Here is a 12,986-nt window from a genome sequence, read left to right as displayed (position 1 = left end):
CGCCGGGGGCGCGCCCGGCGGAACCTACGACACGCTCTTCAGCTGCCGTACGGTCCCGCCGGGCCTGTTCCTGGCCTGTTCCAGGTGTTCCGCCCTGGCGCTGACCACCCAACGCGGGCCGCCGAGGTACGTGCCCCCGCAGACGCCGGCCGCGTCGAGCCACGCCTCGTTGTACTTCTCCGCGGAGAAGGTGGTGATGCGGTAGTCCGCCTGCTCCGAGTGGCACAGCCCCTCGCGCAGCTCGTCCCCTCGATACGGATCTCGGCCTTGCAACCCGCCGGCCCGGCGATCACCTCGATCCCGGCGGGGGCCATGATGCCGACGGCGGGCGCTGCGGAGCCCTTCGACGGCCGCGGGGTCCCAGCGGTGTCTGACTACGCCCCGGGGTACGGAAGACCGGTTGCGGCTGTTCAGCCGCTGATCGCACCGAGGGCGGGGCGTCGCCGTCCGACCCGAACCACACCTGCGCCGGTCAACCGGGGCGGCGTCCGGCCGCGCAGACCGAGGCGGGCGTGCATGACGGAAGGGCCGGACACCCGTCTGTCCGGCCCTTCCGCACCTACCGGTCAGCCGCCGTTCAGGCGGGCGCGGAGGAGCTTCTTGCCGATCTCGGCGCCCTTGCGGCTGTCCGCCTGGGCCTTGCGGAACAGGTCGGCGACCTCGGTGTCCTTGCCGCGTTCCGCGTCCTGGATGTAGCTCTCCAGTCGCAGGGCGTTGCTCAGGCACGCCTCCACATACCAGAGCAGGTTGTAGTCCTTGTCCGGCGTGCCGGTCGCGCTGCCGGTCTCCGTGCTGCTGGTCATTCCGGCCTCCTCCAGCGGTAGTCGTTCCGGAGCCGGACGAGTACCCGCCGTCCGCAGGTCAGTCCCCACCCGGGCGGAAAATCAGCCAGGAGATCGACGTCCCGGGCCGTCCGGGGACGCTCATGCGGAGAGACGTCCCAGGGCGCGCGACCGGTCCCCGTCCCGGTCGTTCCCCCGCGGTGCGTCGAACCTACGTGACCTGCGCACCCCGTGCATCGCGTCGATGCCCGCTGATCGCGGCACAGGGCTCACCCGTGCACCGGTGCGTCCGGATGGCCCGGATCGTCCCGGAGCAGGACGGGGTGGTCGAGCCCGCCGGCCGCCAGAGTCCAGCGGCCCAGCAACTCCCGTGCCCGCGTCTCCAGCGCGGGTCCGGCCAGCAGGTCGCCCAGCCGGACGCGGGACTGCCGGGGCCGCCGTGCTCTCCCTGTACGTCCGCGAGACTGACCTGGGTGCTCAGGGCCAGGTGAACGGTCGCGCGGACGGTCAGATCGGTGAAGTCGGTGCGCGGCAGGGACTCGACGCCTTCCCTCCGGGCGCGGACGGTGTTGCGGCTGACGCCGAGGACCTTGGCGGCGCTCACGGCGGTGAAGTCCAGGCCGAGGGCGGGTGGTGGCGAGCAGTTCGGCGCGGGTGTGGTGCCGCAGGCCGTCCAGCGGACGCGGCAGCCGGGCGGTCCACTCACGCAGCGCCGCCGGGTCCATCAGGCGTTCGGGGCGGTTGCGTTCGGAGCACAGCGCCGCCTTGTCCGGCCGAACACGGGCCACGGCGAGGGCGCTGACCGCCCGCCCGTAGGCGCCGGCGGTCGGTCCGCGAGGCATCCCGCTCCGCCCGACCCCCACCCGCCTGACCTGCCACGTCACCCTTCGCTCGCCTCTCGCGTCCTTCCTGGCGCACCGCTCGGGACGCCACCTCACGTGCGGTCGGCGGGCGCTCGGTCGGACGCGGTCTGGTGTGGAGGGGGTGGGTGAGGAGGGTGCGAGTGGGGGGGTGCGCGTGGGGAGGGTTAGGTCGAGGGTGGGCTGCCGGGTGCCGCCGCACCCGGACCCGCGCACTACGCCGTCCGCACCCGCAGTGCGGTCGTGGACCAGACGAGGGCCGGGGTGAGGCGGGTCGGCGGGGGCCATCCGTTGATGAGGGCGAGGAGTTCCAAATAGCGGTCCCTGCGCGGATCGTGGGCGGACTCCAGACGGGTCAGCAGATGGTGGCGCAGGGCCATGTCGTCGAGGCGGTCCAGGGTGCGGGCGCAGTGGGCGGTAAGTGCCGTGACGACGGGGTCGGCCTCAGGCGAATCCGGCGCGATCCCCGCGTCGAGGGCGGGTTCCGCGTGGTCCCGGGCCAGGGCCACGACGTCGGGGCGCGGCGGCATGGCAGCGTCGGAGCGGTAGGCCTGAGCGGCGCGCCGCAGGCCCGCGCGGAAGTCCGGGTCGTGGGTGAGTTCGGCCAGCTCGATCCACGCCTCCAGCTGTTCTTCCGTAGGCCGGTCGGGGAGTTCCGGGGTCATGGAGCGGCGGGCGGCCGCACTGCCGGGGTCCGGGAACACGGCGTCGAGGAAGTCGTCGACCAGGCGTCGGCGTTCGGCTTCGGACAGTCGGGCCAGTTCGTGCATGCGGTGGGTCTCCTCGGGTGTGGGCCTGCGTCGCGCCACGGCGGTCAGTACGGCCCGCCTCAGCCGCAGGATGCCGATCTGGGCGTCCAGCGCCGCGGCGTGCTGAGCGGCGACCTCGTCGAGGGCCAGTTCACGGTCGAGGATCTGCCGGATCGCGGCGAGACCGAGGCCGAGTTCGCGCAGCGTCCGTACGAAGGCGAGCCGGGCGACGGCCTCGGGGCCGTAGCGGCGGTAGCCGGCGTGGGTGCGGTCTGCGGGGGTCACGATGCCCTCGTCGGAGTAGAAACGGATCGTCTTCACCGTCAGCCCGGTCTGCCGGGCCAGGTCACCGATCGAGTGGAAGGTGCCGCCGTCGTCCATGACCTCATCCTGCGGTCTCCCCTTGCGGGAGACTCAACTCGGCGCACGCGAAAGAAGGGGCAGGGGGTGCGAGTCACCCGTCACCGGTCGGCGCCACCCGGGCCTGCGCCGCCGCCGCGTGCCGACGGCATAAGCTCGACGGATGGCGAAGTACTTCGACGTGCACCCCGACAACCCGCAGCCCCGCACCATCTCCCAGATCGCCGAGAGCATCCGGTCGGACGCGCTGATCGCGTATCCGACGGACTCCTGTTACGCGCTCGGGTGCCGGCTGGGCAGCCGTGACGGCATCGACCGGATCCGGACCATCCGTCATCTGGACGACCGGCACCACTTCACTCTCGTCTGCCAGGACTTCGCGCAGCTCGGCCAGTTCGTACGGGTCGACAAGGACGTGTTCCGCGCGATCAAGGCGTCGACGCCCGGCAGTTACACCTTCATCCTCCCGGCGACGAAGGAGGTGCCGCGCATGCTCCAGCACCCGAAGAAGAAGACGGTCGGCGTGCGCATCCCCGACCATGTCGTCACCCAGGCGCTGCTCGCCGAGCTCGGGGAACCGCTGCTGTCGAGCACCCTGCTCCTGCCCGACGAGGAGGAGCCGATGACCCAGGGCTGGGAGATCAAGGACCGTCTCGACCACGTCCTGGACGGCGTCGTCGACTCCGGCGACTGCGGCACCGAACCGACGACGGTGATCGACTTCTCGGGCGGCGAGGCGGAGATCGTGCGACACGGTGCGGGTGACACCAGCAGGTTCGAGTAAAGCGGCTCTCAAGTAGGAGGGGGCCACGGAGGCCAGTTGGATGGTGCGTGCAACGATGTCGCCGGCCCGGTTCCGCCACCGGGTCGGCGACCTGCTCGCCGTCGCACGCGCAGAGAGGCACCCCCCCATGACCTCCGTACAGGGAACCGCCGTCGACATCCCCACCGAGGACGGTGTCGCCGACGCCTACCTGGCCCACCCGGGCGACGGTGTGCCCCGGCCGGCCGTTCTGCTCTTCCAGGACGCCTTCGGGCTGCGCCCCCAGCTGCGGACCATGGCCGACCGGCTCGCCGAGGCCGGCTACACGGTCCTCGTCCCCAACGTCTTCTACCGCCACGGGCGCGCGCCGGTCTTCGAGCTGCCGGAGTTCATCGACCCCGGCGCGCGGCCGGAGATCTTCGAGAAGATCGCACCGGTCATCCAGGCGCTGACGCCCGAGCTCGCCATGCGGGACGCCGGGGCGTATCTGCGCTGGCTGGCCGACCGCCCCGAGGCCACCGACGGTCCGGTCGCTGTCACCGGCTACTGCATGGGCGCACGGCTGTCCCTGCTCACCGCGGGCACGTACCCGGACCGGGTGGCCGCGGCGGCCGGTTTCCACGGTGGGCGCCTGGCGACCGACGCTCCGGACAGCCCGCACCTGGTGGCCGGGCGCATCACCGCCGAGCTGTACTTCGGTCACGCCGACGGCGACCCGTCGCTGCCTCCCGAGCAGATCGAGCGGCTCGCCAACGCGCTCACCGAGGCCGGGGTCCGCCACCGGTGCGAGGTCTACGACGGCGCCCCGCACGGTTTCACCCAGGCGGACACCGCCGCGTACCACCGCGAGGGCGACGAGCGGCACTGGGCCGCGCTGCTCGACCTGCTCAAGCGCACGTTCCAGTAACGCTTCGGTGCGGCCCCAGTCCGTCGGCTGTCGACCAGGGCCGCACCTTCGCCGCACCTGGACCCACCATCACTTTGTGTTACCGTCTAACGTTTGCGCGCTCATGACTTCCTGCCGGGCCTTCCTCGGTACGTCTCCTCTGCGGAAGGCTCTCCATGGACCACCCCGACCACCGTGACGCAGCGGCCCCTGCCATTTCCTTCGCCGACCTGGCACTTCCGGCCGAGGTGCTGCGCACCCTCACCGAACACGGGGTGCGCGAGCCCTTCCCGATCCAGGCGGCCACGCTGCCCGACGCCCTCGCGGGACGCGACGTCCTGGGGCGCGGGCGCACCGGATCGGGCAAGACGCTCGCGTTCGGCCTGCCACTGCTCGTGCGGACGGCCGGGCAGCGCGCGGAGGCGAAGCAGCCCCTCGCACTGATCCTGGTGCCCACCCGGGAGCTCGCCCAGCAGGTCGGCGAGGCACTGGCCCCGTACGCCGAAGCGCTCCGGCTGCGGATGGCGGCGGTCGTCGGCGGCATGTCCATCGGCCGGCAGATCGCCGCGCTGCGGGACGGGGCCGAGGTCGTCGTCGCCACCCCCGGCCGACTGCACGACCTCGTCGAGCGCAAGGCCTGCCGCCTGGGGCGGGTGCGGATCACCGTCCTCGACGAGGCCGACCAGATGTGCGACCTGGGCTTCCTGCCGCAGGTCACGGAGGTCCTCGACCAGGTGCGGCCCGAGGGCCAGCGGATGCTGTTCTCGGCGACCCTGGACCGCGATGTGGACCAGTTGGTCAGCCGCTACCTCCACGACCCCGTCGTCCACTCGGTCGACCCGTCCGCGGGCGCCGTCACGACGATGGATCACCATGTCCTGGTCGTCCACGGCCCCGACCGGTACGCCGTCACGACAGAGATCGCCGCCCGCGACGGCCGCGTACTGCTGTTCCTGGACACCAAGCACGGTGTCGACCAGCTCACCCGGCATCTGCGGGGCAGCGGAGTGCACGCCGCGGCCCTGCACAGCGGCAAGTCCCAGCCGCAGCGCACCCGCACTCTCGCCCAGTTCAAGACCGGGCAGGTCACCGTCCTGGTCGCCACCAACGTCGCCGCGCGTGGCCTGCACGTCGACGACCTGGACCTCGTGGTGAACGTCGATCCGCCCACCGACGCCAAGGACTACCTGCACCGCGCGGGCCGAACCGCCCGGGCGGGTGAGTCGGGACGGGTCGTCACCCTGGTGCTGTCGGGCCAGCGCCGCGAGACGAGCCGCGTGATGGCCGAGGCCGGCATCGAGCCGACCGTGACCAAGGTGCGCTCGGGCGAGGCGGAGCTGAGCCGGATCACCGGGGCCAAGGCTCCCTCCGGCACCGCGCTCGACGGCGGGCCCGCCGTGCCCCGGCCCAAGAACACCAACGCCCCCTTCCGCGGGCTGGGCACCAGCAAGGACGCCTCCCGCGGCACCGGCGGCAAGTCCCGCAAGTCCGGTGAGGCCCGCAAGCTCGCCGAGGCCCGGAGGGCGGCCCAGGTACGTCGCGGCGGCTGACACCCGTCGCCCCGCGTCGGTGCTTCCTGGCTGCGCCGGGCCATGTCCCGGCCCGCTGGAATGCCCCACAGGAATTCTCGAACGGGCAGGCGAGCGGCGGGAGTTCGGACATAAGTTGGGGCGTGCACGATCGACGCCCCGGCTGAAGGACGGACCCGACTCATGCCCGAACCGGTGACGACGCCCGAGCCGACAGACCATCCGGAGATCGACACCTCGGTGCCGCACTCCGCACGCATCTGGAACTACTGGCTCGGCGGGACGGACAACTACCCCGTCGACCAAGCGGCCGGCGACGCCTACACCGCCGTCTTCCCAGGCATCGTCACGATCGCCCGCGGCAGCCGCGCCTTCCTGCGTCGCACCATCACCTATCTGGTCTCCGAGGCGGGCATACGGCAGTTCCTCGACGTCGGCACCGGTCTGCCGACCGCTCAGAACACCCACGAGGTCGCGCAGGGGATCGCCCCCGACGCCCGAATCGTCCACGTCGACAACGACCCGATGGTCCTGGCCCACGCCCGCGCCCTGCTCACCTCCACCCCCGAGGGCGCCACCGCCTACATCGAGGCCGACGCGACGGACCCGGACCGTATCCTCGCGGCCTCCGCCGAGACCCTGGACCTGGGCCGACCGGTCGCGCTCATCCTGAGCAACATCCTGGGCCACGTCGCCGACCACGAGCAGGCCCGCTCGATCGTCACCCGGCTGATGGGCGCGCTGCCCCCGGGCAGTCACCTCTGCCTCAACGACGGCTCGCTCGGCGTCGACCCGGTCTTCGAGCAGGCCCAGGACGCCTACAACAACAGCGGCGCCGTCCCGTACGTCCTGCGCACCGTCGGCGACATCACCCGCTTCTTCGACGGCCTGGAACTCGTCGACCCCGGCGTCGTCCCGGTCACGCGGTGGCGTCCGGATCCCGGCTCACCCACCCCGGAAGTGGCCGAGCACGGCGGGCTGGCCCGCAAGCCGTGACGGGAGGACACGGCGACCGGAGCCCGTGACGAGGCCCGGCTCGGCGTGGCGAAAATCCCCGACGAGCACGGCCGGGCTGGGGCACCATGTGCCGGATGCGCTCTCGCTTCCTCGGCATACCGGAGGTGACGCGGACTCCCGCCGTCGCCGTCGTCATCGATGTCCTCCGCGCGTTCTCGGTGGCCGCATGGGCCTTCGCCGGGGGCGCCGAGAAGATCGTCCTGGCCTCCTCGGAGGACGAGGCCCTTGAGCTGACGGCACGTCACCCGGGCTGGCTGGCCCTCAAGGACGGTGCGCCCGCACCCGGCTTCGACGCGTTCAACTCCCCGGCCGCACTGGCGAGACACGACCTCCCCGGCCGCACGATCGTGCAGAAGACGACCTCGGGGACCGTGGGCGCCCTGGCGGTGGCCGACGCCCGGCTGCTGCTGTGCGCGAGTTTCCTCGTGGCCGGCGCGACCGCGCGGCTTCTGCGTGAGCACGGCGCGCAGGAGGTGACGTTCGTCGTCACCGGCGAGGAGGGACGGGCCGAGGAGGATCGCGCGTGCGCCGAGTACATCGGGCGGCGCGTGGACTCCGCCGAGGTGGACGCGGCACCGTATCTCCGTCGTGCGCGGGACTCCCGCTGGGCGGCCGAGCTGGCGCAGGGGGCGCGGCGCGGGCTGCCGGGGATCCACCCGGACGACGTCCGCCTCTGCCTGGAGGCCGACCGGTTTCCGTTCGCCATGGTCGCGCGTCGCGAAGGCGCCCTGATGGCGCTGCGGCCGGTGCCCGCCCCGCCCGGTTGACACCGGACCGATGACTTCGGCGCCCGTTCAGGGTCTTCCTCGCATACGACTTCCGCAGAACGGATGTGATGACCGTGCCGACCAGTTCCGCATGCGCCAAGGTCAACGGCCTGGAGATGTACTACGAGACCCACGGCGCCGCTTTCGGGCAAGGCCGCCCGCTGGTGCTGCTGCACGGCGGTGCCCTCACCGTTCCTCTGACCTTCTCCGCCGTACTGCCCACGCTGGCCGCCGACCGGGCCGTCGTGGCTCCCGAACTGCAGGGGCACGGCCACACCGCCGACACCGCCCGGGAGATGACGGTGCCGTATCTGGCCTCGGACGTCGTGGCCCTGCTCGACGAACTCGGCATTCGGCAGGCCGACTTCCTGGGGTTCAGCCTCGGCGGCCTGACCGCGCTGGAGATCGCGGTCCGGCACCCGGAGCGCGTGGGACGGCTCGCGCTCGCCGCCACCATGTACACCCAGGACGGGGTGCACGACGAGGTCCGCGTCCCGGACTACGGCTCGTCCCGGCTGCCCAGCCAGGACGACTTCCAGGAGATGGCCGACGCCTACGCGGTCACCGCACCCCACCCCGAGCACTTCCAGGACTTCCTCGCCAAGGTCTCGGCCGCCGCGCACGCCCCGCTGCCCTGGACCGCCGACGACCTGCGCGGGCTGCGGGTGCCCACACTGCTGATCGTCGGCGACAGCGACTTCGTACGCGTGGAGCACGCGGCGGAGATGCAACAGCTGATGCCGGAGGCGCAGTTGGCCGTCCTTCCGGCCACCACCCACATGACCCTCATGCAGCGGACGTCCCTGTTGCTGCCCCTGCTGGGCGAGTTCTTCGCGTGCCGCACCGGCAGATAGGTCGGCAGAACGGCCTTACGCCAAGACGCCGTTGCTCATCAGCAGCTGCCCGTTGACCCACTGCCCCTCCCGTGAGCAGTCGCTGGCGAGGCCGACGATCCGCCCGGTACCGCGCTGCGCGGTGACGGGGCCCAGCCGTCGCTCCACCTCGATGGAGGCGCCGGCCGCGCCCCGCTCGGACGGACTCGCCTCGATCGTCCCGGTCGCGCCGGACTCGGCGCCCCAAGGCATGCGGGCTTCGTACGGGTTCAGGTAGGTGAACGCGATGTCCCGCCCCGAGGCCCCCAGCCGCCGCGCGATCCCGGCGCCGATGTCGAGCGGGATCACCCGCACCGCGGTAATGCTGAAAGGCGCTCAACTCTGGCACACCCGCGAGCTCCTGGAGCGCACTTGGCCGGAACTCGCCCCCATATGACTAAAGTTCAACATCGCTCTACAGGAGTTCACCGCTTACCCTCGGTAATGCCTTGCTTTACCCGATTCCCAGCCGTCACTCTTCCTCCACAACCGGCCAGAACTCTGGGGGGAGTTGGCTTATGGAAGGCACGGTCGACGGGTTCCGCTACGGTGCGGTGACCCCGGTCGCCGCCTATCTCATGGCGTGCCTCGGAGGGGCCCTGGGACTGCGCTGCATCGTGCGCACCCTGCTCAGCGCCCAGTCGTGGAAGGCGGGCTGGCTGGCGCTCGGCGCCGCCTCCATCGGCTGCGGCATCTGGACGATGCACTTCATCGCCATGATCGGTTTCCAGGTCGTGGAGACCCGGATCCGCTACGACGCCGGGCTCACGGTCCTCAGCCTCGCCGTGGCCGTCGTCGTCGTGGGCATCGGCGTGTTCATCGTCGGCTATCGCGGCGCCAGCCCCCTGAACCTGTCCTTCGCGGGCGCGGTCACCGGCCTCGGCGTGGCGGCGATGCACTACCTGGGCATGGCGGCACTGCACCTCAACGGGACGATCCGGTACGACGCGGCCGTCGTCGCGCTCTCCGTGGTCATCGCGATCGTCGCGGCGACCGCGGCACTGTGGGCGGCCGTCACGATCCGCGGTTTCCTGACGAGCCTCGGGGCCAGCCTGATCATGGGCGTGGCCGTGACGGGGATGCACTACACGGGCATGGCCGCGGTCAGCGTCCATGTGCACGACGGGACCGGCGGCTCGTGGGCCGGTGGTTCACCCTCCTCGCTGCTGCTGCCCATGCTCCTGGGACCGGCGATCTTTCTGCTGCTGGCCGGAGTGGTGGTCATGTTCGACCCGCTTCTGGTGCTCGGTGACGGCGACTGGAACCGGACCTCCGCCTCGACCGCGCACACCGCACCGCCGTCAGACCCGCCCTTCGAGGATCAGGAGCCCAGGGTGATCCACGCCCGCGCACCGCAGGATCCGCACTGGGCCGCACCGCACGGCCGGCAGCGGTGAGGGGACTGCCGTAGGCCCTCCCCCTTCCTGGCCGGTTCTAGATCGTTGTTACGGTGCACCGGTGTCTGACTCCTCACGCGATACCGCCGAAGGCGCCGGCTGGGGCTCCACCCGACTCGGCGAGTACAAGCGGCTGATGCCGCCCAAGGTCGAGAAGATCTCGTGGCTGAACCCAAGGACCCTGTGGGCCGCCCGCAACGGCGTGCTCGCCTCCTGGTTCGGGGACCCCACGGGCCGTACCCGAAGCCGCTGGGTCGCCCAGCGCGCGGCGGCCGGCGCCCCCGCCGACAAGGTGATCCGGAGGGCGGATCCGGAGCGGTTCTCCTTCATGGTCATCGGCGACACCGGCGAGGGCGACGATCCCCAATACGCCGTCGTGCCGGGGTTTCTGAGAATGAGTCAGGAAACCCGGTTCGCGGTCGTCGCCAGTGACGTGATCTACCCGGTGGGCAGCGCGGACGACTACGGCACGAAGTTCTTCGGGCCCTACCAGGACTATCCGGCGCCGATCTACGCGATACCCGGCAACCACGACTGGTACGAAGATCTCGGCGCCTTCATGCGCGTCTTCTGCGACGACGCCCCGCCCCTGGACCCCGAGCCGGCGCCCAGCCCCCTGACCCGCGCCTGGTTGCGTTCCGTGCTGTGGCACCGACCGCACGCGAACGACGGCCAACACCTCGACGAGGCACGCCGGTTGCGCGCGGAAACCACCCAACAGGCCGTCCAGCCGGGCCCGTACTGGGCCGTCGACTCCGGACCGTTGCGGATCATCGGCATAGACACCGGGCTGCTCGGCTCCCTCGACGCGGAACAGGGCGCCTGGCTGCGCGAGGTCTCCCGGGGCCCGCGCCCGAAGATCCTCATCACGGGTTCGCCCCTGTACGTGGACGGCGAGCACCACCCGTGCGCCATCGAGGGCGGCGGCACGGTCGACGACATCGTGCGCGACCCGGAGCACCACTACGTCGCGGCGATAGGCGGCGACATCCACAACTACCAGCGCTATCCGGTCGACGTGGACGGCCGCACCATCCAGTACGTCGTCTCGGGCGGCGGTGGCGCGTTCATGCACGCCACGCACACCATCCCGCACGTCTCCGTCGCGAACGTCACCGAGAAGGACTTCCGCTGCTATCCGCTGCGCGGCGACTCCCTGGCCTTCTACAGCAGGCTCTACGGCCGCCGGCTGCACCTGCGCCGCTTCTTCACCCTCACCGAGGCCGAGGCCACCGCGGTGATCGCCGAGCGCCTCGGTATCCCGCCCACGCGTGTTCCGGGCGAGGCGGCGCGCATCACCTTCCGCACGCGTCTGGTCGCCAGTCTCCTGGGCGCAGGCGGCCGGCCCGACCGCACCTCGCGGTTCCGCCTCCCGGTGCGCAAGATCTACACACAGCTGTTCTCACCGAGCTCGGCGACGTACAGCCCGCCGTTCTTCAAGTGCTTCCTGCGGCTCGACGTCACCCCCGAGGCGGTACGTCTGCGCTGCTTCGCGGCCACCGGCAACCTGGCCCAGGAGATCGACCCGCCGGTCGAGGACGAGGTGACCATTCCCCTTACCCGATCTTGACCCGAGGGGCCCGGCGATCGGGAACATCACGTGAGAGGGCCGAGTTGGCACTTCCGTACTACTTGATACGTCAAACAACCCGGAGGAGCCCGTGCCGTCGACCCCCCGCCCCCTGCGCAAGCTGGGCTTCCTGACCATCGGCCTGTTCGACGAGGCGGATCCGCGGCGCGGCCACGAGTCCACACTGGAGATCATCGAGCTGGGCGAGCGGCTCGGCTTCGACAGCGCGTGGCTGCGCCACCGGCATCTCCAGTACGGCATCTCCTCCCCCGTCGCGGTCATGGCGGCGGCCTCCCAGCGCACCAGCCGGATCGAGCTCGGCACGGCGGTGATCCCGCTCGGCTGGGAGAACCCGCTGCGGCTGGCCGAGGACCTGGCGACCGTGGACATCCTGTCCGGAGGCCGGATCAACCCCGGCGTGAGCGTGGGGCCGCCGATGCACTTCGACGAGGTCAAGGGGGCGCTGTACCCGGACACGGCCGACGTCGAGGACTTCTCGTACGAGCGGGTGCGGCGACTGCTGGACCTCGTGCGGGGCGAGCCTGCCAGCGACTTCAGCGGGGTGCAGGGCTTCGAGGTCTTCTCGGACCGGGTGCAGCCGCACTCCCCCGGCCTCGGCCGACGTCTCTGGTACGGCGGCGGCAGTCTGAGCTCCGCGCGCTGGGCCGGCGAGCACGGCATGAACTTCCTGACCAGCAGCGTGGTCAAGGCGGAGGATCGGGAGGGACCGTACGACTTCGCGGAGATCCAGCTGTCGCACATCCGCGCCTTCCGTGCCGCCCACCCGGACGGTGAGGAGGCCCGCGTGTCCCAGGGGCTCGTCGTCATCCCCACCGACTCGGCCTCGCCGGAGCAGCGCGCCAAGTACGAGGAGTACGCGGCCCGGCGCACCCCCCGTACCGCGTCACCGCAGGGACCCGCACGGTTGATGTTCGCGCCGGACATCGTCGGCACGTCGGCGGAGATCGCCGAACAGCTGCACGCGCACGCCGCGTTCCGTGAGGTGGACGAGGTGGCGTTCGCCCTGCCGTTCACCTTCGACCACGAGGACTACGTCCAGATCCTCACCGACATGGCGGCCAAGCTGGGTCCGGCACTGGGATGGCGACCGGGGGCGTAACTCTGCGTGCCGCCGGAGACGGCAGCCGCTCCGTCCGGGGCTTGCGTGTCACACGCCTGCACTCCGGCCGCACGACACGCGGCCCTGCACGGCCCCGGCGTGGATGAGCTCGCCATGCCACGCGGTGCACGCCGTCACCGCCCACGGGGTCGGGCCGTGACGGCCCGGGTCTCCAGAACACCGACAGCGGTGGCGGGCCACGATGTGGTCACCAGGCCGAATCCACGTGCGCCGCACACACCGTCACCGCGCACACGGCCGGGGCGACAACCCGGATGTCCAGAACACCGACCGCAGCGGCGGGCCACGATGTG

At 71.5% G+C, this 12,986-nt stretch carries 13 protein-coding genes and 1 pseudogene; 9 read left to right on the top strand and 5 right to left on the bottom strand.

The window, feature by feature from the left end; genetic code table 11:
* Window positions 1-24: 24 nt before the first annotated feature.
* The 4 genes and pseudogenes from H293_RS52805 to H293_RS0122665 form a co-directional block, all read right to left on the bottom strand.
* A complete protein-coding gene (locus H293_RS52805) occupies window positions 25-273 on the bottom strand; it encodes a hypothetical protein (RefSeq protein WP_051138142.1) in 249 nt (82 codons plus the stop codon).
* 293 nt (window positions 274-566) lie between these two features.
* Window positions 567-803: a hypothetical protein gene (locus tag H293_RS0122675; protein ID WP_020120133.1), complete on the bottom strand. Its 237-nt coding sequence runs from the start codon at window positions 801-803 to the stop codon at window positions 567-569.
* A 248-nt stretch (window positions 804-1,051) separates the two neighbouring features.
* Window positions 1,052-1,609, bottom strand: a pseudogene (locus H293_RS59725) (CdaR family protein); the annotation flags it as partial.
* Between the two features lie 248 nt (window positions 1,610-1,857).
* The gene (locus H293_RS0122665) at window positions 1,858-2,772 is read right to left on the bottom strand and encodes a MerR family transcriptional regulator (protein WP_020120132.1); all 915 of its coding nucleotides are present in this window, start codon (window positions 2,770-2,772) and stop codon (window positions 1,858-1,860) included.
* Between the two features lie 142 nt (window positions 2,773-2,914).
* Between H293_RS0122665 and H293_RS0122660 the strand changes: the two genes are divergently transcribed.
* From H293_RS0122660 to H293_RS0122635, 6 genes are all read left to right on the top strand, one after another.
* A complete protein-coding gene (locus H293_RS0122660; protein ID WP_020120131.1) occupies window positions 2,915-3,535 on the top strand; it encodes an L-threonylcarbamoyladenylate synthase in 621 nt (206 codons plus the stop codon).
* A gap of 127 nt (window positions 3,536-3,662) precedes the next feature.
* A complete protein-coding gene (locus tag H293_RS0122655; RefSeq protein WP_028808096.1) occupies window positions 3,663-4,421 on the top strand; it encodes a dienelactone hydrolase family protein in 759 nt (252 codons plus the stop codon).
* A gap of 155 nt (window positions 4,422-4,576) precedes the next feature.
* Window positions 4,577-5,950, top strand: a complete 1,374-nt coding sequence (locus H293_RS0122650) for a DEAD/DEAH box helicase (RefSeq protein WP_020120129.1) — start codon at window positions 4,577-4,579, stop codon at window positions 5,948-5,950.
* 162 nt (window positions 5,951-6,112) lie between these two features.
* Window positions 6,113-6,925: an SAM-dependent methyltransferase gene (locus tag H293_RS0122645; protein ID WP_020120128.1), complete on the top strand. Its 813-nt coding sequence runs from the start codon at window positions 6,113-6,115 to the stop codon at window positions 6,923-6,925.
* Window positions 6,926-7,020: 95 nt separating this feature from the next.
* Window positions 7,021-7,713: a 2-phosphosulfolactate phosphatase gene (locus H293_RS0122640; protein ID WP_020120127.1), complete on the top strand. Its 693-nt coding sequence runs from the start codon at window positions 7,021-7,023 to the stop codon at window positions 7,711-7,713.
* Window positions 7,714-7,781: 68 nt separating this feature from the next.
* A complete protein-coding gene (locus H293_RS0122635; RefSeq protein WP_020120126.1) occupies window positions 7,782-8,567 on the top strand; it encodes an alpha/beta fold hydrolase in 786 nt (261 codons plus the stop codon).
* A gap of 15 nt (window positions 8,568-8,582) precedes the next feature.
* Here H293_RS0122635 and H293_RS0122630 read toward each other — a convergent pair whose 3' ends face one another.
* Window positions 8,583-8,900 (bottom strand): hypothetical protein, encoded by a 318-nt coding sequence (locus H293_RS0122630; RefSeq protein ID WP_020120125.1) that lies wholly within the window; start codon window positions 8,898-8,900, stop codon window positions 8,583-8,585.
* A 203-nt stretch (window positions 8,901-9,103) separates the two neighbouring features.
* Between H293_RS0122630 and H293_RS0122625 the strand changes: the two genes are divergently transcribed.
* The 3 genes from H293_RS0122625 to H293_RS0122615 all read left to right on the top strand — a co-directional run bounded on the left by H293_RS0122625 (window position 9,104) and on the right by H293_RS0122615 (window position 12,672).
* Entirely contained in the window at window positions 9,104-9,982 is an 879-nt protein-coding gene (locus tag H293_RS0122625) for an MHYT domain-containing protein (RefSeq protein ID WP_020120124.1), read from the top strand.
* Between the two features lie 61 nt (window positions 9,983-10,043).
* Window positions 10,044-11,552, top strand: a complete 1,509-nt coding sequence (locus H293_RS0122620; protein ID WP_020120123.1) for a metallophosphoesterase family protein — start codon at window positions 10,044-10,046, stop codon at window positions 11,550-11,552.
* Between the two features lie 91 nt (window positions 11,553-11,643).
* Window positions 11,644-12,672: an LLM class flavin-dependent oxidoreductase gene (locus tag H293_RS0122615; protein WP_020120122.1), complete on the top strand. Its 1,029-nt coding sequence runs from the start codon at window positions 11,644-11,646 to the stop codon at window positions 12,670-12,672.
* Window positions 12,673-12,986: the final 314 nt, after the last annotated feature.

This window comes from Streptomyces canus 299MFChir4.1 (assembly GCF_000383615.1).
Lineage (GTDB): Bacteria > Actinomycetota > Actinomycetes > Streptomycetales > Streptomycetaceae > Streptomyces > Streptomyces canus_C.
Note: the sequence above shows the minus strand (reverse complement) of the source record. Positions and strands in the feature narration are given on the sequence as shown.